The organism is Streptomyces lydicus, assembly GCF_001729485.1.
GTDB lineage: Bacteria > Actinomycetota > Actinomycetes > Streptomycetales > Streptomycetaceae > Streptomyces > Streptomyces lydicus_D.
The window spans coordinates 7,830,918-7,847,753 of sequence record NZ_CP017157.1 but is presented as its reverse complement, the minus strand read 5'-3'; the positions used below and the strand labels follow the sequence as shown (position 1 = coordinate 7,847,753).

The window sequence follows — 16,836 nt, the reverse complement described above, 5'->3', positions numbered from 1 at the left end:
TGTCGGTGTGTGGCCGGGGCGCTGACGGAAGGTCAGCGGTCGCCGGCGTCCGGGGACGGTATCCCCGGACTGCCGGGCGCATCATGGGAGTTGGCGCGGTGGAAGTAGGTCGCCACCGATAACAGGATCGCGTTGGCGCTGCGCAACTCGTCGAGCTCGTCCTCCAGTTCCGCGATGCGGCGTTCGGCCTGGAGGGGCCGGGTGTGGCGGGTGTGGTCGACGACGAGGCGGCGGCGGGCGGGACGGCCGTGGGCGGGCTCGGGCACGGTGATCTCCTCTCTCGGGGGCGCGGGGCGCGCGGGCCCCGGCCCGTCGGCGGCGGACGGGGCGGTTGCCGACGGGGCCGACGGGCTCAGTCGCGGCTGAAGCGGCGCAGGACGCCGGCCATGAAGACGACGGTCAGCAGGGCGGCGGACACCACCACCGTGACCGGTGGCTGGACGGTGGCCAGTTCGCTGCTGTCGCGCAGCGCGCCCATGAAGTCGAAGATGGGCAGGCCGTTGGCGACGGAGTACCACAGCGGCACGTAGACCGCCTGGAAGAGCCGGTGGGTGCGGCTGAGGGTGCCCAGCGCCAGGGCCAGGGACGGGATGAACAGGGCCCCGCCGGTCCAGCCCGCCAGGCCCAGCCAGTCGGCCGCGGCGATCAGCCGGATCAGGGGGCCGGCGCCGGCGACGACCGTGACCGTCAGGCCCGCGGCCCACTCGGCGAGGATCCGGCGGCGCACCGCGGGATAGGCGCCCAGCATGCCCTCGACGCCGTGTTCGTGGCGCTGGGTGCCCAGCCGGGACCAGATCAGCACCGGCCAGATCCAGGACAGCGGCAGCATCACACGGATGATGCCGTGCAGCTCCGGGGCGGTCAGCCCGCACAGGAAGAGGAACCCGGCGCCCAGCCACCACCACCAGCGCACGCCCTGCAGCAGGATCCGCACCTCGCCGGCCCACAGCCGCAGGGACACCGTGCCCGGCTCCGGACGGGTGCGCAGCAGACTGGCGACGGAGGGCCGCGACGCGGCGTCGTACGGGCCGACCTCGTCGATGAAGACCGGCTGGACGATGCCGGTGGCCGGCTCCTGCTTCGCGGCGGCCGACCGGCCCGGGCGGCTGCGCGCGGGGTCGAAGCGGCCGAACCACAGCGCCGGGAGGACGGCGATCGCCGCGGCGATCAGCAGCAGCGTCACCCGGCCCAGCACATACCCGGCGGTCGGCGTGAAGCCGTCCCAGGTGAAGAGCCCGAGGGGCTTGTCGAGGTAGGTCAGGCCGAGGCTGAACGAGCCGTCGACCTCGATGTGCTGGGCGACCATGTCGGCGTACATCGACCGGACCACGCTGTTGACGCCGATGCCGTCGAGCGGCAGCCCCGGGCCCTGCCCCGCCGTGGAGACCACCATCCAGCAGCAGAACCACAGGATGTTGCCCAGGCCGGTGCGCAGCACCGGCAGCGACTCGAAGAGCAGCGCCAGGGCGGCGGTCAGCGCCACCAGCGGCAGCGCGATCAGCACGAACGGCTGCCACAGGGCCAGCAGATCGACGTCACGGGACTCGCCGCGGGCCAGCTGCATGATCAGCGCGGTGACCGCGAGCACGCCGAGCATCGAGGTCAGCAGCATCAGGTTGCTGAGGAACTTGCCCAGCATGTACGCGGAGGTGCGCAGCGGGGTGGCGGCGAGCAGCTGGCCGACGCGGGTGCTGCGGTCGCGCTCGATGGAGTTGCGGACGATGTAGAAGCCGCCGAGGGTGATCCACAGGCCTGCGGCCAGCGCGGTCACCATGCCGACGTAGGCGCTGTTGTAGACCCCGCGGTGATCACCGATCTGCATGATCATCCATTTGGCGTCCGAGTCCGGCACCGCGACGTACCCCAGGGCGACGGCCGCGGCCAGCACCACGACGTACGCGGGACGGCGCACCCGGTCACGGAAGTCGGCCACCGCGAGGCCGGTGAGCATCTGGAGCATCGCGTCACACCGCCCCGGCCCGCAGCGGCCGTTCGCCGAAGCCCATGGCGGGCCGGCCGCCCTCGGACTGCCGGATGATGCCCAGGTAGGCGTCCTCCAGGTCGGGCGTCAGCTGCACGGCACCCTCGTACGGAAGCTCCTTCGACAGCAGCCGGATGCGGACACCCTCGGTGGTGCGCACCAGCCTGCTGACGGTGTACTGCGCCTGCACCGCCGGTACGGACGCCGGGTCGACGAGCACCTCCCACACCTGGCCCGCCACCGAACGCAGCAGGTCCTCGGGGGTGCCGCGGCGCTGCAGCCGGCCGCCGGCCATCACCGCGATGTCGGAGGCCACCGACTCGACGTCGGAGACGATGTGGGTGGAGAGCATCACGACCTTCTCGGCCGCCAGCTCGCTGAGCAGGTTGCGGAAGCGGACCCGCTCCTCGGGGTCGAGCCCGGCGGTGGGCTCGTCCACGATGATCACCTGCGGGTCGGCGAGCAGCACCTGGGCGATGCCGACCCGGCGCAGCATGCCGCCCGAGTACTTGCCCAGCGGCCGCTTGACCGCCTCGGTGAGGTTGACCAGCTCCAGGAGCTCGTCGATCCGGGCCTTGGCGGTCCGGGCCGAGACGCCCTTGGCGGCGGCCATGTAGCGCAGGAACTCGCGGGACGTCAGGTTCGGGTAGACGCCGAAGTCCTGCGGGAGGTAACCGAGCGCCCGGCGCAGCGCGTTGGGCCGGGCCACCGCGTCCTCGCCGTGGAAGAGGACCTTGCCGGACGTGGGGCGGGTGACGGTGGAGGCGATGCGCATCAGCGACGACTTGCCAGCGCCGTTGGGCCCCAGCAGGCCGAGCATGCCGGGCTCCAGGCGCATCGTCAGGTCGTCGACGGCGCGTTTGCCGCCCTTGTAGACCTTGGTGATGTCGACGAGGTCGAGCATGGTCAGTTCTTCCCGCTCAGGGTCTTCTCGCCGTCCTTGGTCACCGCGATGCCCTTGGGGACCTCGACCTTGAACTTGGCGTCGCAGATCGCGATGCCGCTGCAGCCGGCGTCGATGTCGAGGGTGTCGCCCTTGAGCGTCCACTTCAGGTGCTCGCTGCCCGCGGCGGAGTCGAACCAGCGGGTGACCTTGATGTCCTTGCGGTCGGCGGCGACGACCTTGGTGGCGACCTCGTGCGTGGTCAGCTTCAGCGACTTGCCGGCGTACGCGAAGGTCTTTGCCTCCGGCTTCGCCTTCGAGGCGTCCACCGAGCAGCCGGTGAGGCCGAAGGTGGCGGCGACGGCCGCCACCGCGACGACGAGCGTGGCGGGCCGCTTCGAGATGGTGCCTGAGAACATCGGTTCCTCCAGGGAGACGGGGTGCTGCACTGCAGTGAGCATCCCGTTTCCCGGCGGCCGCCACATCTGCCGATCGGCAGATATCCGCTCAGCGGATCGCGGGCGCCGGCAGCAGGCAGCGCACCCGCCACCCCGGGCCGTACGGGCCCGCCTCCAGCCGGCCGCCGAGGGCGCCGACCCGCTCCTCCAGGCCCGCCAGGCCGGTCCCGCCGCCCTGCCGGGTGCCCGCGGGCGCCCCGGGGCCGGCGTCGTCGGCCACCGCGACCTCCACCGCCCGGTCGGCGGTCCGGCCGGCGAACACCTCCACCCGGCCCGCCTGCGGCGCGTGCCGCCGTACGTTGGTCAGCGCCTCCAGCACCACCCGGTACGCGGTGTCCTCGGCCTCCCGCGAGAGGGTGCCGGCCACCTCGTCCTCCAGGGACAGCGCCACCTCGGCCGCGGCCATCGACGAGAACCGGCCGACGAGCTCGGGCAGGTCCGCCAGGCCGTACAGCCGGGTGGGCGGCGGCTCGCCCCACTTGCGGCCGTCCGCCTCCCGCAGCGTGGTCACCGTCTGGTCCATGGAGTCCAGGGCCCGCAGCCCCGCCTTCTCGATGCGCTCCAGCAGCGCCCGGGTCTCCTCCGGGCTCGCGTCGCCGAGCTGCGCCGCCTGGGCCTCCAGCACGATGCCGGTCACCTCATGGGCGACGAAGTCGTGCAGGTCGCGGGCCACTTCGAGGCGCTGCTCGCGCCGGGCCAGCACCACGGCGTGTGCCCGGCGGTTGTCCAGCGACCGCAGATACAGGCCGATGCCCGTCGCGACCGCGGCCGGGAACAGCGCCACCGCGGCGGCGAACACCGACTCCTTCAGGCCCGCCGCGGGCGCGTGCAGGGTGAAGCGCAGCGGCAGCAGGACCGTCGCGGCGCCGGTCAGCGCGCCCGCGACGGCCACCTTGCGCCCGGGCACATGACGCACCACCCGCTCCAGCAGGACGAGCAGCGCGACCGTCTCGAACGGGTACCACAGGATCACCAGGCCGGGCTGACCGAAGTAGCCGGCGTCCGCGGCGAGGGAGAGCAGCGCGGCGCCGCCCGCCGCCTGCGCCAGCGAGATCCGGCCGGTCGGCCAGGCCAGGATCGCCACCGCCAGCGTCACCGCGGCCATGACCGCCAGCAGCCAGGCGCTCGGGGGCGATATCACGGCGGGGGCGAGCATCAGCGCCGCGGCCACTCCGGCCCACCGGCCGCGCCTCTGCCGGGGAGGAATGTCGTCATTCATGGGGCGAGGCTACGCACATTCCCCGGGCCGCGGGACGGGAAGCACAGGACCGAAATCGTGGCATCTGCCGTTCGGCAGATTTCCCCGCGGACGGCTCCGGTCCGGTCGTCGTGGCACCGGACCGGAGCCGTCCGCGGGAAATCAGCCCGGCGTCCGCCCGGTGGCATATCCCAGCTCCCAGGCCCGTACCGCGACGCCGACGCGATTCCGCACCTGGAGCTTTCGCTGAATGCTGGCGACATGCGTCTTGACGGTGCCCGCCGAGATGAACAGTTCCCGCGCGATATCGGAATTGGTCTTGCCCTCGGCGACCTTTCCGGCGATCTCCACCTCGCGCTCGGTCAGCACCGTGTCGCGCTGCCGCCGGGGCCGCCGGCCGGTCGTCGGGCCGGTGACGTGCTGCAGCAGCCGGACCGTGATCGAGGGGCTGATCAGGCTGTCCCCGGCCATCGCGGCCCGCACCGCCTCGACCAGCAGGGTCGGCCCGGAGCGTTTGAGCAGGAAACCGGAGGCGCCGAAGCGCAGCGCGGGATAGACGTATTCGTCGAGGTCGAAGGTCGTCACGATCACGATGCGGACCGGGTGGGCGGCGGCCGGGTCGGCCAGCCGGCGGGTCACCTCCAGGCCGTCCATCCGCGGCATGCGGATGTCGACCAGCGCGACGTCCGGGGTGAGCGTGCGCCCCAGTTCCACGGCCTCCACGCCGTTCGCCGCCTCGCCGACCACTTCCATGTCGGGCTGGCTCTCCACGATGCGGCGTATTCCCCGACGGACCATCTCCTGGTCGTCGGCAATGAGTAGACGAATAGTCACGTGCAGGAATTCTGCCGTACGACGGGGAAGAACGGGACTTCTTCCCCGGGACCGTCGGTGAACTTCTCGGAAGTCCGGCGGTCCCGGAGAAAGAAGCTGGTGGCTCAGACCGACTCGGCGGTCGTTTCCATCGCCTTCACCAGGCTGCGCGGCCGCATGTCGGTCCAGTTCCCGGTGACGAAGTCCAGCGCCGCCTGGCGGTCGGTCTCCGCGAGGGCCACCGTCCAGCCCGCGGGCACCTCGGCGAAGGCCGGCCAGAGCGAATGCTGGTCCTCGTCGTTGACCAGTACCAGATACCTGCCGTCGGGGTCGTCGAAGGGGTTAACGCCCACTGTCGTGTCCTCTCCTGAAAGGGGTGCGGGGGCGGCGGCCCGCCGGAGCGGGCCGGCCGCCCGGACGGTCAGACCGCCTGCCGGTCGGTGCCGGGGCCGATGCGATTGAACTGCACGGACCGCACGCGCTGAGCGGGAACGCGCGAAACCGGTACGGAAAGCGGCGCGACGAGGTGTTCGCTGCTGCGGAGCAGCGCGGTGCCGAGGGGCGTGAGGGCGTGCAGCGCGGTGTTGCGGTTGCGGGACGTGGTCACCAGCCCGGATCTTCGCAGCACCGCCGCGTGCTTGCTGGCACCGGCCAGCGAGATGCCCAGCCGGTCGGCCAGCTCACCCGTCGAGCAGCCCTCGGTGAGCGCTTCGAGCGCGGCGGCCCTGGTGTGCCCCACCAGCGCGCCCAGCGCCTGCTCGTCGTGCTCCGGCGTCCCCCAGATGTCCCCTCGCGAGGAGGCTTTCACCGGGAAGACCAGCGCCGGCATGGCGTCCTTGCCGACCGCCGTGACGAACGAGCAGGACTGCTCCGACAGGAAGAACGACGGGCACAGCAGCAGCCCGCGGCCGTCCAGACGGATATCGCGGTTGGGGCCGTGGCGCACCTCCAGCACCGGCGCCCGCCAGCGGACCTTGGGGTGCACCGAGCCCAGCAGCCGCTCGACGCCGTGCGAGATGGCCACCCTGCCCCAGCCCTCCCGGGCACCGTCGAGGTGCCCGCGGATCTGGCTCCAGTGCGGCAGCACGGCCACCCGGCACAGCTCGGCCAGCAGCCGGGCGCCGGTGCGCTCCTCGCCCGCCGTCACGTGGTCGGGATCGGTACCCGAGGTGAAGGCGTCGGCAAAGGCGGCAGGTAATTCGTCCAGGGTGCGGAACTGCTGCGACAGCGCCGTGAACCGGGCCGCGTCCCGGCCCAGTTCCGCCCGGACGCTGCGGCGCCATTCGTGGAAGGCGACGTCTCCGTTGCGGCCGAAGAGGTACAGCGCGAAAGCGCTCTCGGCCAGCGGCCCGAGAGTCGCCAGCATGCGGGTATGGGCTATGTCCTCAACTGTGAAGTGGATCCTCAGCACTTGGTCCCCCGTGGTCATGGCTGATGCCGTTCGATACCGAGTAGTCGCTGAGCAGCCGGCCTCCGTGCAAGGTCTCCCCGTACGAGAACACGTGGCCGGCGACTGTCTCCAACGGTGCGAGCGCCTGGAAATCATCCCCCAGACCGGCAAAGAATGTGAGATCTCCTGATCCGGTCCAGATCGGGGAGAACTCCACGTCGCTGACCTCGGAGGCGACCAGCTTCGGCCGCGGCCCCTCCGCGGAGGGCACCCACTCCGGGAACATCAGCGTGTGTGCCAGCGGCACGTCGTGCAGTGCCGGCGGCTGGTCGGTCGTGCGCTCCACGGTCACCGACGCCTCGACGACCCGCCGGCCGTTGACGGTCAGCGCGCCGTCGAAGCGGCCGCCCGGTGCCAGGCGGGAGCCCGCCTTGCCGACCGTGATCGGCCAGCTCTGGTGGACCACCCCGAACTGCTTGGGCATGCCCTGCAGCCAGCCGCGCATCATGGGCACCGCCTGGTCCACCCAGGCGTACGGGGCGCGGGCCATCGGGCGGCCCTCGAACTCGCAGCTGAGCAGGATCAGGAACTCCCCGAACTGGCAGTGCCCGGGGTCGGTCAGCTCCGCTCCGTCCGCCGAGCACCACTGCCAGGTGGCGAACACCGCGGCCGCGGCACCCGGGTCGGCCCCCGGCTCCAGGCCCGGCGGCAGGAAGCGGCGGGCGGCGTCCGGGTCGACGCGGTAGTCGACCATGATCACCTCGCCGGAGAAGTGCCACGGCGGTGGGGTGAGCATCGCCGACTCGCCGGTCGGCGAGAGCGGCAGGCTGTAGCCGACGGGACCGGTGCTGCCCGGGCCGGCCACCGAGGGCCTGCCCTGGGTCCCGATGCTGGTCGTCACGATCTCACTCCGATCTCGGGCGCCGGCGCGCTGCCGGCCCATGCGGTGGTCAGCCGCTGTGCGGCCTGCTCCAATAAAGCGGGCGGGTTGAAGCTGTAGGCCAGCCGGACGACCGTTCCCCGGGACGTGCCGAAGCGCGAGCCCGCGGCGATCCTGACGCCGGCCCCGGCGGCGCGGTCGAGCAGCCCGGGCTCGTCCGCACCGTCCTGGAAGCGCAGCCACAGGAAGAACCCTCCCTGGGGCGTGCGAAGTTCCACCCGGTCTCCCGCCGTCGCGCGCAAGGTGCCCACGAGGGCGTCCCTACGGGCCCGCAACGCGGCCCGGAAGGCCGTCAGATGGCGGTCGTAGGCGCCGCTCGCGAGCAGGGTGCTCACGGCGAGGGAGGTGGTGTGGTTGAGCGAGCCGCCGCTGACGAACAGGCCGTGCGAGGCCAGCCGGCCGGCCAGCGCGCGGTCGGTGAGCAGCCAGCCCAGGCGCAGGCCGGGGCCGAGCGTCTTGGAGAAGCTGCACAGCCGGACCACCCCGCGGTAGCCGGCCAGGGCGGCCAGCGACGGCGGGGGAGTGCGGCCCTCGCTCAGGGACAGTTCCGCGTAGGCGTCGTCCTCCACGATCAGTACGTCGTGCCGGGCGGCCACCTCCAGCAGGGCGTGCCGGCGCTCCGGCGGCATGGTGCGGCCGGTGGGGTTGTGGTGGGTGGGGGTGAGGTAGATGAAGGCGGTCCGCTCGCCGGCTGCCGCGGCCCGGGTCAGGGTGCGGTCCAGCGCCTCGGGCAGCATGCCCGAGTCGTCCGTACCGACCGTGCCGAGCCGCAGCCGGCAGTCCCGGAAAATCTGCCGGCCCAGGTCGTAACAGAGCTCCTCCGCCAGCACTGTGTCGCCCGGGGCCGCCAGTGAGGTGGCCAGAAGGTAGAGGGCCTGGGACGTGCCGGACGTCAGCAGGACCTGTTCCGCGTCGCAGGGGTACCCGTCCGCCGCGGCGGCCCGGGCGGCCAGCAGGGCGCGCAGCGGCTGCGCGCCCGGATCGTGGCCGTAGCCCAGCGCCGCCGCGCCGTACTCCGCCAGCGCCTGCCCGTACGCCTCCTTGAGGAGGGGTACGGGCAGCAGGGCCGGCTCGATGTAGCCGGGCCCCAGGTCGAGCACGCCGGCGGGGGCGACCTCCTGCACGACGCCGGGACGCCACTGCCGGGTGTGCGACAGCGCGGACGCGGAGCCGTGCGGGAGCCCTGCCTGGTCGAGTCGGGTCATCAACGGTTTTTCAGGACGTGGCGCAGGGCGCGCACGGACTGGGCCAGCGGGTCGGTCGACCGGGCCAGCGCCAGCCGCAGGGTGTGGTCGCCCTCCGCCGGGTTCGCCCAGTGGAACGGGCGGCACGGCAGCGCGTAGACGTTGTGCTCCCGCAGCCGGTCCCAGACCTGGGTGCCCGTCAGGTCGTCGATGCCGACCCGCTCGACGCTGGCGCGGCTGTCGGGGTCGGGAACGGTGACCCCGGGCAGCCCGGCCAGCTCGGCGCGCACCATGGCGCGGTTGCCGGCGATGAAGCGGTGCAGCTCCTCCAGGCCGCCGGCCGCCGCGTCCTCCGAGAAGCGCCGCACCATCGCCAGGATCAGCGGGGAGACGCCGAGCAGGATGTCGGAGTAGATCTTCTCCACCGGCAGCCCGAGGTTCTCGGAGTGGACCAGCATGCCGACCTTCAGGTCCAGGGTCGGCCAGAGCTTGCCGGTGTCCTCGATGACGACCCAGCGCACGCCGCTGGCCTGGAGGACCTCGTAGTGGTCGTAGTGGGCGCGGGTGTCGAAGCCGCGGAAGGAGGTGTCCAGCGCCAGGATCACGCCGGCGGCGGCGCACTGCTCGGCGAGCCGGGTGAGGCGCTCCTTGGAGACGACCCGGCCGGTGGGGTTGTTCGGGGTGGTCAGGAAGACGCAGCCCACCGACGCGAGCAGGCTCGCGTCCAGGTCGTCGCCGTGCAGCGGGTCCTCGGCCAGCGGGACCAGCTTCAGGCCGTTGCCGCGCAGCAGGTCGGCGATGTTGTCGAAGGTCGGGTGGACCAGGGCCACCGTGTCGATCGTCTCCGCCAGCGAGCGGGAGAGGATCTCCATGGCGACCGAGGAGGAGTAGCAGCTCAGCACCCGGCCGGGGGCCGAGGGGTAGCTGTGCTGGCCCAGGGCGGTGAAGAAGGCGGCGTGCGCCTCCTGTTCGAGTTCCTCGACGGGGCGCTTCTCGCCCTCGGCGAAGAGCAGCGGCAGATCGTCGACGATCTTGCTCTGGCCGGCCGTGAGGGCCTGCCGGGCGTGGCCGTCAGCGATGTTGAACTCGCTGTTCAGAGCCAGGAACTCCAGTTGGGTGAGGTTTCCGGTGTCACCTTCGGACTCCCCCAAAGCGGCGTTTACTTGCTGCGTTCCGGACACAGGTACCTCGCAGAGACGTAAGGATTCCCAGTTGCGGGATGACATGGGCCCGCGCGGCGGCCGCCACGGGAGGGTTCCCGGGCGGCACCGTGCGAAATGCGGCGCGGTGTGGCGTGGTTCCGACGGCCGGGGGTCGGCCGGCCGGCGGGGTGCGGCCACGCCGCGGCGAGAGGTCAGTAGATGACGCGGGTGTGCGCGGCGAGCCTGGCCTCACGCGACTTGCGCAGATCCCGGGCCACGTTGAGCCGGCGCAGCCAGCGGTCCGTACCGTCGAAGCGGGCACGGAACGGCTTGCGTCCGTGGACGACGCGGTAGTTGTCGATGAAAACGATGTCACCGGGGCTGAGCACGACGCCGGACATGGCGTCGTCGATCGCGGCGCCGACGGTGTCCAGCGCCTGCTGCTCGGCCTCGCCCTGGACGCCCTGCATGTAGTGCGGGTCGATCCGCAGGTACGGGGCGTCGGGGTCGCCGAAGAGCACGGCGACCGGCTCGGGCGACTCCAGGGCGGAGGCCACCCGCTGCCGGCTGCGCTCGCGCAGCTCGCGCTCGCGGGTGCTCTCGTCCCCGGCCTGTCCGCCGGCGATGCGGTGCGCGTCGTCGGGCAGGATCCGGAAGCGCTCCTGCGAGAGGATCTCCCGGGTCTCGTCGTCGAGCACCACGTCGGCGATGTCGCAGGCGGTGGTCTCGACGCCGTCCGGGTTGCGCAGGCACATCAGGCCCAGGTAGTCCGTGCGCAGCGGGTGGAAGGCGTCCTCGGTGTGCCAGGTCAGCGTCTCCTCGCTGCCCCAGCCGATCTGCTCGTGCTCGAAGCCCTGGACGGGGTAGACGTCGTGCATGATGAAGCCGTCCTGCTGGGTGGCCCACCCGATGGGGTCGCCCAGCAGATTGGCTATCAGGTAGAACGCGATGTCCTGTCGCAGGGAGGTGGACGGCACCGGCTTGTGACGGCGGTCGGCCGGGGTCGCCCCGAGCGCCCCGTCGTCGACGGACAGGCCGCTGACGACGAGGATGCCGGACTTCTCGGTGCTGCGGTACTCGTGCAGCGCCCGGCGCACCCGCCGCGGCAGCTCGTCCGCGTAGAGCCGGCTCTCGGCCTGGAACTCCGTCGATTCCACGGTGTCGTAGCGGCGGCTGAGTTCGTCGGCCACTGCTTCGATTGCGGCGACGTCGTCATCCTGCAGATGGTGCGTGAGCACTGCACGTCCCTCCAGATAGGGCACCACGATTGATCGAATCCGGTGCCGAACGCCTGGTCAGAAGAGATCTTTGCCGGTTTCGAGCGGGTGTTCCAGAACCTTTACTTCCCAGCTAAATTGCCCCGTCCTTCACAGGGAGCGCACCGATCACTTCAGTCACAGGAGTCTTGGCCCGAGCCCGCGACCAGCGGCGCATCGCCGGCTTCTCCACCCCGTTGTGCAGCAGCCACGCGAGCAGCAGGGAGACCGCGAAACCGGCGGCGATCAGCGCGATGCCGGTCGGCACGCTCCAGGTGTGGCCGACCAGTTCGCCCTCCTCCTCGGTGTGGCCGAGCAGCAGGTGGCCGTACTTGAGCACCAGGTTGTGCAGCAGGTAGAAGGCGAACGAGAGCTCGCCGAACCAGACCATGACCCGGCCGCTGAACACGGTGCCCCGGCCGTCGGCGTCCGCCACCGCGCAGGCGGCGGTCAGCAGGGCGACCGGCAGCACCGTGACCGCGCTCAGCCGGAACAGGTACGGCACCTGCTGTGCGGCCCAGTACGCCAGCACCACCAGCAGCGCGGCCGGCAGCACCGGCAGGCGTATCCACTTGCCGGTCAGCACGATCCGGGCCATCAGCATGCCGAGCAGGCACTCCAGCAGCCGGAAGAGCGGGAAGAAGTAGGCGAACCAGTACTGGCTGACGGACACCCCGCCGAGCGGCATCTGCGGGGTGTCCGGCAGCGCGGTCAGCGCGATCGCGGGGACCGCGGCCACGCCGACGACCGCGGCGCCGACCCAGTACCACAGCCGGGCCGGAGCGATCTTGTTCACCAGGACCAGCAGCACCGGGAACAGCGCGTAGAACACCACGTCCACCGCCAGCGACCAGCTCACGCTGTTGCCGGTGTCGGTGAACGCCGGGTCGGGCACCCAGGACTGCACGAGGAAGAGCTGGGTGACCGACGGCAGCAGCCCGACGCTCAGCCCGACCGAGGTGATCAGCACCAGGGCGAGCAGATACGTCGCCAGGTGGTTGGGGAAGACCCGGAAGAAGCGCCGCCGCCAGAACTTGCGCGGGGTGTCCGTCGGCCGGTACGACCACGTGATCACGAAGCCGCTCAGCACGAAGAAGAACGACACGGCCACGTAGCCGGTGTTCCCCATCGCGTCGAGGAAGCCCCAGCTCGCCTTCGCGTCGCTGAAGACCCCCTCGAACGCGGCATGGGTGAGGAAGACCGGCAGCATGGCGACGAAGCGCAGCCCGGTCAGGGATCTGAGGTTCGGGTTGGATGGTCGTGTCTGCATGCGGACCCCTCGCCAGATGGGCGACAGGTGGTGCGGGCGGGACGGTGCGCTGCAACGGCGGCCGCACCACCGTCTGCTGTTGGATGACCCGGGTGCGGTCGCCGGCACCGGACCTCCACGGCGCGCGCGGACTTCTGGCAGCGGTCAGCCTTGCTCCCCCGTTGTGCGGGAAGTTTGGCCGATACCTTTCGCGCACTCCACACGTTTCACTCCGCAGCTAAGTTGCCGGCACCTTCGCCGGCGGGCGCGGTGCCGCCTGGCGCCGCGGACGGGACCACCGGCGCATCACCGGCTTCTCCACGCCGTTGTGCAGCAGCCAGGCGAGCGCCATCGACACCACGAACGACAGCGCGATCATCGTGATGCCGCCGGCGGTGCCCCAGGTCCGGGGCAGCACCCCGCCCTGCGCGTCGCGCGGGCTGATCAGGACGTGCCCGTACGCCAGGATCACCTGGTGCACGAGGTAGAAGGCGAAGGAGAGCTCGCCGAGCCACACCATCGCCCGGCTGCCCAGGGGCGTGCCCCGGCCCTCGGCGTCCGCCACCGCGAGGGCGGCGGTCAGCAGCGCGAGCGGTACGACCAGCACCGCGCTCAGCCGGTAGAGGAAGGGCAGCTGCTGGGCGACGGCGTACCCGACGGCGACCAGGGCCGCGGCGGGCAGCACGCCCAGGCGTATCCACTTCCCGGTCAGCACGATCCGGGCCATCAGCATGCCCAGCACGCACTCCACGGCGCGGGAGAGCGGGAAGAAGTAGGTGAACCAGTACTGGCTGCGCGAGACGCCGCCCACCGCCATCGCCGGGGTGTCCGGCAGCAGGGTCAGCGCCACCGTGGGGAGGGCGACCACCAGCAGGGCCACCGTACCGGCCGCGTACCACAGGCGAGTTGGCTTGATCTTGTTCACCAGGGCCAGCAGCAGCGGGAACAGCGCGTAGAAGGCCACGTCGGCGCCCAGCGACCAGGTGACGGTGTTGCCGGTGTCGATGAACAGCGGGTCGGGCACCCAGGCGTGCACCAGGAAGAGCTGGGCGACCATGCCGGGCACGTCGAACGCGGTGCCCGCCGCGAGCATCAGCGCCACCGCGAACACATAGGCCACGAGGTGATTGGGGAACACCCGGAACGCCCGCCGCCGCCAGAACCTGCGGGTGGTGTCGGTGGAGCGGTACGACCACGTGATGACGAAGCCGCTGAGGAGGAAGAAGAACGACACCGACGCGTAGCCGGCGGACCCCATCGCGTCGAGGAAGCCCCAGCTCTTCCTCGGGTCGGTGAAGACGCCCTCGAACGCCGCGTGGGTGAGGAAGACGGGTAATAACGCCAGGAACCGTAAGCCCGTCAGGGACCGCAGGTTCGGGGTCGGTGGTGTCGTGCCCGTCGGGTGGGGGGTGGTCGGCATACGGGACCCTTCGCCGGCCGCGCGGCACACCGCCCAAGTGGCCCGGACGGGTCGTGTGGACCGGCCCGGGGCCCCGCACCGAGGTCGCGCGGACATCTCCAGTTGGTGATCTCCGAGCATCGTCGGAACCCCGCGGGCGTTCCATGTCCTTTACCGTGGAGTCAAGTTGGCAGCTCACCGGCCGGTCCGGGACAGCCCGCCGCAGATCGGTCAGGAGACGCGGACCGGTCAGGAGGCGCGGGACCCGGGGGCCGGGAACCGCCGCAGGGTGGGACTGGCGGTCGCCGCCAGCGCCACCAGCACCAGGCAGCCGGCGCACAGCAGCACCGCGGCCGTCCCGCCGCCCGCGAGGCCGGTCAGCGCCCCGCCGAGCGCCGGCCCCGCCACCCCGGCGCCACCGGAGCAGAATCCGGCGACCCCGCTCATCCGGCCCCGCAGCGCGTCCGGCGTGACCGTCAACTGGTACGTGAGCACCGTGGTGTTGGCGAGCGGGGCGAAGAAGGCCATGACGGCCAGCAGCGCGCCCTGGGGCAGGCCGGTCGGCACCACCGCCATCAGGGCGGCGCCCAGGGCCGCGGTCCAGGTGAAGCCCAGGAGGATCACCGGCGGCCGGGCCACGGCGTGCAGCCGGGCCGCGAAGAGCCCGCCGAGCAGGCCGCCGGCGCCGAAGCAGGCCATCGTCAGGCCCAGTTCGCCCGGGCCGACACGGTCCTCGCCGGACAGCGCGAGCAGCACGATCAGCAGGGCGCTGAAGACCAGGTTGGTGACCATCATCCACGCCATCGTCGTGCGGATCACCGGCTGCCCCAGCACCCAGCGGAACCCGGCCGTGATGTCCCCGCCGCGGTCCGGGGCGCCCGAACCGTCCGCGTCGCCCGTACCGCCCGTACCGCCCGTACCGCCCGTACCGTCCGCATCCGCCGCGTCCGCGCCGGCCGCCGCGCCGGCCCGTCCGCGCGGCAGCCGCAGGAAGCACAGCGCCACCGACGACAGCGCGAACATCACCGCGTTGGTCAGGAACGGGCCGAGCGGCAGCGCGGAGAAGAGGAAACCGGCGACGCCCGGCCCGACCAGGGTGGCGACGTACGGGCGGGCCGCGTTGCGGGCCACCGCCGTGGAGAGCTGGTCGGGCGGCACCACCTGGGGCAGCGCCGCGTGCTCGGCCGGGTCGAAGACCGAGCCGAGGAACCCCTCCAGCACCACCACCAGCAGGACGTGCCAGAACGCGTACCGGTCCAGCAGCAGCGCACCGGCCAGGCTCGCCATGCCCAGCACCCGCAGCAGCTGGCAGCACAGCATCAGCGCGCGGCGGTCCCAGCGGTCGGCGAGCATCCCCGCCGGCACCACCGCGACCATGTGCGCGGCGGCCAGCGCGGAGGACGCCAGCCCCAGCTGGAGGGGCGAGCCGTGGCGGGCCAGGATCAGCAGCGGGACGGCCACCGCGGCCACTTCCATGGCCAGTTCGGACATCAGCTGGCTGGACCACAGGATGTTGTAGTCGCGGTTGCGGGACAACGGCACGGCCGCGCCGCCGCGGGCCGCCGCCGTCCGGGTGGGGGCGGTGGTCATCCTGGGCCGTCCCTGTCTCAGGCTCGGGGGGCGAGGCGCCCGGTGATCTGGAGGTGGTCGATGCGTCCGGTCGCCGGGTCGGGCACGAAGCGGCCCGGGGAACGGGCGCCGCTGCCCAGCTCCCGCATGACGAACCGCAGGTCCGGGGTGCACAGCAGCTCGGAGTGCGGTGCGCCGCCGAAGCTCAGCAGCAGCCCGCCGCCGTCCCCGCGCAGTACCTCGAACACGGTGTCGCCGTTGGTGTAGCGGCCCAGGCAGCCGTCCGGGGGCGGCGGTGCCGCGGCGCCGGCCGGCGGCTCCGGCTCCGGGCGGTCGCCGACCGCCAGGCCCAGCGCCCGCAGCCGGGGCACCAGGTCGTCCCACAGCGCCTGGCCGGTGTTGGCGTTGGTGGTCAGGGCGACCGCGGAGCCGTTGACCGGGTCGAACCGCAGATGGCAGGAGGTGCCGTCACCGGTGCCGTTGTGCCCGTAGACGTCCTCCGCCCCGTCGTCGAACCGCGCCCAGCCCAGGCCCCAGCCGTCGGCCATGCCGTACGGCCCGACGGCCATCGAGGCGAGCTGGTCGAAGCACATGTCGTCGGCGGTCGCCCGGTCCAGCGGCTCGGGGTCCGGACAGCCGGCGAAGTACAGCCCGGCGAACGCCAGCAGGTCCCCGGCGCTCAGGGCCAGCGCGCCGTTGGGCATCTCGACCTCGGGCAGGTCCTGCTCGGGCACCGGCACGACGCGGCCGCGGGCCGCCTGCACGGCGTGCCCGGCGGCCACCGGGCGCCCGGTGCGTTCCGGCCCGGCGACGAACGCCGGCCGCAGCCCCAGGGGTTCGAGCAGGACCGCGCCGATCGCCTCCTGCCAGGTCATCCCGGTCACCGCCTCGATGAGCCGGCCCACGACGACATAGCCCACGTTGGAGTACGAGAAGACCGTGCCGGGCGGATGGGTCAGGTCCGTCCTGCGGCAGTGCCGGGCCACCCATCCCGCGCGGTCCGCGCCGGCTTCCGAGGTGCCCTCGGGCACGTCGGACGGCAGCCCCGAGGTGTGGCTGAGCAGCTGCCTCAGGGTGACCAGGGCGCCCGCGCCGAACTCCGGCAGTTGCCCGATCAGCGGCTCGTCGAGGTCCACGTCCCCGTCGGCCACCAGGATCATCGCCAGCGCCGCGGTGAACGGCTTGGTCAGCGAGCCGACCGGGAAGGCGGTGTCCGGGGCGACGGGCGCACCGGAGGCGGTGTCGGCCACCCCCGTGTGCACCAGTAACCGCGCGCCCTCGTGGAGGACGGCGAGCTGTGCGCCCGGCACCTGGTGGCGGGCGGTCAGCTCGGTCAGGATGCCGTGCAGTCTGTCGTGGTCCATCGTGTTGTCC

At 72.3% G+C, this 16,836-nt stretch carries 16 protein-coding genes; all 16 read right to left on the bottom strand.

Features of this window, described 5'->3' with window-relative positions:
- Window positions 1–32: 32 nt before the first annotated feature.
- Complete coding sequence (locus tag SL103_RS33995; protein ID WP_069572823.1) at window positions 33–266, bottom strand: hypothetical protein; 234 nt, start codon at window positions 264–266, stop codon at window positions 33–35.
- A gap of 86 nt (window positions 267–352) precedes the next feature.
- Window positions 353–1,960, bottom strand: a complete 1,608-nt coding sequence (locus SL103_RS33990; protein ID WP_069572822.1) for an ABC transporter permease — start codon at window positions 1,958–1,960, stop codon at window positions 353–355.
- Between the two features lie 4 nt (window positions 1,961–1,964).
- Window positions 1,965–2,885 carry an ABC transporter ATP-binding protein gene (locus tag SL103_RS33985; RefSeq protein ID WP_069572820.1) on the bottom strand — a complete coding sequence of 307 codons (921 nt, stop codon included), beginning with the start codon at window positions 2,883–2,885 and terminating at the stop codon, window positions 1,965–1,967.
- Between the two features lie 2 nt (window positions 2,886–2,887).
- Window positions 2,888–3,325, bottom strand: a complete 438-nt coding sequence (locus SL103_RS33980) for a hypothetical protein (protein WP_228332500.1) — start codon at window positions 3,323–3,325, stop codon at window positions 2,888–2,890.
- 46 nt (window positions 3,326–3,371) lie between these two features.
- Window positions 3,372–4,541, bottom strand: a complete 1,170-nt coding sequence (locus tag SL103_RS39355) for a sensor histidine kinase (RefSeq protein WP_069572818.1) — start codon at window positions 4,539–4,541, stop codon at window positions 3,372–3,374.
- A 141-nt stretch (window positions 4,542–4,682) separates the two neighbouring features.
- Window positions 4,683–5,354, bottom strand: coding sequence for a response regulator (locus SL103_RS33970; RefSeq protein WP_069572816.1), 672 nt, complete (start codon window positions 5,352–5,354; stop codon window positions 4,683–4,685).
- Window positions 5,355–5,458: 104 nt separating this feature from the next.
- The gene (locus SL103_RS33965) at window positions 5,459–5,686 is read right to left on the bottom strand and encodes an MbtH family protein (protein ID WP_069572814.1); all 228 of its coding nucleotides are present in this window, start codon (window positions 5,684–5,686) and stop codon (window positions 5,459–5,461) included.
- A gap of 68 nt (window positions 5,687–5,754) precedes the next feature.
- On the bottom strand, window positions 5,755–6,699 hold the full coding sequence (locus tag SL103_RS33960) for an ArsR/SmtB family transcription factor (RefSeq protein WP_069572812.1): 945 nt from the start codon (window positions 6,697–6,699) through the stop codon (window positions 5,755–5,757).
- Between the two features lie 19 nt (window positions 6,700–6,718).
- On the bottom strand, window positions 6,719–7,624 hold the full coding sequence (mppR, locus tag SL103_RS33955) for an enduracididine biosynthesis enzyme MppR (protein ID WP_069574365.1): 906 nt from the start codon (window positions 7,622–7,624) through the stop codon (window positions 6,719–6,721).
- Entirely contained in the window at window positions 7,621–8,868 is a 1,248-nt protein-coding gene (gene mppQ / locus SL103_RS33950) for an enduracididine biosynthesis enzyme MppQ (RefSeq protein WP_079146125.1), read from the bottom strand. The genes mppR and mppQ overlap by 4 nt, the downstream gene beginning before the upstream one ends.
- Window positions 8,868–9,998, bottom strand: a complete 1,131-nt coding sequence (mppP, locus tag SL103_RS33945) for an enduracididine biosynthesis enzyme MppP (RefSeq protein ID WP_069572810.1) — start codon at window positions 9,996–9,998, stop codon at window positions 8,868–8,870. Before mppP ends, mppQ begins: the two co-directional genes overlap by 1 nt.
- Window positions 9,999–10,201: 203 nt before the next feature.
- Window positions 10,202–11,227 (bottom strand): guanitoxin biosynthesis L-enduracididine beta-hydroxylase GntD, encoded by a 1,026-nt coding sequence (gene gntD, locus SL103_RS33940; protein ID WP_069572808.1) that lies wholly within the window; start codon window positions 11,225–11,227, stop codon window positions 10,202–10,204.
- 112 nt (window positions 11,228–11,339) lie between these two features.
- Complete coding sequence (locus SL103_RS33935; RefSeq protein ID WP_069572806.1) at window positions 11,340–12,515, bottom strand: acyltransferase family protein; 1,176 nt, start codon at window positions 12,513–12,515, stop codon at window positions 11,340–11,342.
- 217 nt (window positions 12,516–12,732) lie between these two features.
- Entirely contained in the window at window positions 12,733–13,914 is a 1,182-nt protein-coding gene (locus SL103_RS33930) for an acyltransferase family protein (protein ID WP_069572804.1), read from the bottom strand.
- A gap of 228 nt (window positions 13,915–14,142) precedes the next feature.
- Window positions 14,143–15,483 (bottom strand): MFS transporter, encoded by a 1,341-nt coding sequence (locus SL103_RS33925; protein WP_069572803.1) that lies wholly within the window; start codon window positions 15,481–15,483, stop codon window positions 14,143–14,145.
- Between the two features lie 17 nt (window positions 15,484–15,500).
- Window positions 15,501–16,826, bottom strand: a complete 1,326-nt coding sequence (locus SL103_RS33920) for a serine hydrolase domain-containing protein (RefSeq protein ID WP_069574363.1) — start codon at window positions 16,824–16,826, stop codon at window positions 15,501–15,503.
- Window positions 16,827–16,836: the final 10 nt, after the last annotated feature.